The sequence below is a fragment of the Haloferax sulfurifontis genome, assembly GCF_014635105.1.
GTDB lineage: Archaea > Halobacteriota > Halobacteria > Halobacteriales > Haloferacaceae > Haloferax > Haloferax denitrificans.
This window is the reverse complement of sequence record NZ_BMCI01000021.1, coordinates 1-651: the sequence shown is the minus strand read 5'-3', so window position 1 is coordinate 651 and position 651 is coordinate 1. Positions and strand designations below refer to the sequence as shown.

Sequence of the window (651 nt, the reverse complement as noted above, 5' to 3'; positions counted from 1 at the left end):
AGTTTGACTGGGGCGGTACGCGCTCGAAAAGATATCGAGCGCGCCCAAAGATTTCCTCACGCGAGTCGGGAACTCGTGGAAGAGCGCAAGAGCAAACGGAAGTCTGACAGTGACATTCCCAACGAGTGTCGCTGACGCGAAAGCGTGGTCTAGCGAACCTACGAGGTTCATTCATGGGACCCGTAGATGACAGAAAAGCTACCTTAGGGATAACAGAGTCGTCACCCGCAAGAGCACATATCGACCGGGTGGCTTGCTACCTCGATGTCGGTTCCCTCCATCCTGCCTGTGCAGAAGCAGGCAAGGGTGAGGTTGTTCGCCTATTAAAGGAGGTCGTGAGCTGGGTTTAGACCGTCGTGAGACAGGTCGGCTGCTATCTATTGGGGGTGTTAAGGAACTTGACGTGAACGTTCGTATAGTACGAGAGGAACTACGAATGGGTGCCACTGGTGTACCGGTTGTCCGAGAGGGCAGATGCCGGGCAGCTACGCACCACGGGGTAAGAGCTGAACGCATCTAAGCTCGAAACCCACACGGAAAAGAAGTTCCACTGAGGACACTCGTAGAAGACGAGTTCGATAGACTCGGGGTGTACGCAACGAGGCAACGAGTTGTTAAGCCCGCGAGCACTAACAGTCCAAGCCACATTCA

General features: G+C 54.5%; 1 rRNA gene. It reads left to right on the top strand.

Features of this window, described 5'->3' with window-relative positions:
• Positions 1–651: ribosomal RNA gene (locus IEV64_RS19775) — 23S ribosomal RNA — on the top strand; the annotation flags it as partial.